The following is a 524-nucleotide window of genomic DNA, read 5'->3' as shown; positions in this document are numbered from 1 at the left end:
TGCCATACTCCGCCCCTCTACACGAACAATAAGCTGACGCCGGCCAACGGTTTCACGCCCCCGGCCGGTCACCTGAAAGCGTACGATATCTTCAACGTATCGGTCGGGACGGATTCGGTACACACCCTGTACACCCGGCGGGGAACGGGTTATTATAAGGTGCCTTCGTTGCGGGGGGTCTGGTACCGAAGTGCCTTCTTCCATGACGGCCACCTGACCCAGTTACACGAGGTGCTGGACCCCAAACGCCTGCAACCCGATTACGTGCCTACCGGATTCAAACCGCCCCATCGGCCCACGATGGCCGTGAAAGGGCATCCCTTCGGATTAGACCTGCCTGATGAGGATAAAACTGCCCTGATTGCCTTCCTGCGAACACTATGAATACGATCCTGATCCTGCTGACGCATTTTGTGCCTTTTGGCTTCAGCGATGCCGGTATGAATCAACCGGTTGGTCGGAACGCTCTGTCCATTACCTTCACGATCCGCAATGCCGGTCTGGAGGTGGCGGGGAAACTGGAC

1 pseudogene is annotated in these 524 nt (G+C 57.3%); it reads left to right on the top strand.

Annotated elements, in window-relative coordinates:
- Nucleotides 1-384: pseudogene (locus tag DX909_RS29735) on the top strand (hypothetical protein); the annotation flags it as partial.
- Nucleotides 385-524: the final 140 nt, after the last annotated feature.

The sequence above is a fragment of the Larkinella soli genome, assembly GCF_003703975.1.
Lineage (GTDB): Bacteria > Bacteroidota > Bacteroidia > Cytophagales > Spirosomataceae > Larkinella > Larkinella soli.
This window is presented reverse-complemented; position numbering and strand designations above follow the sequence as displayed.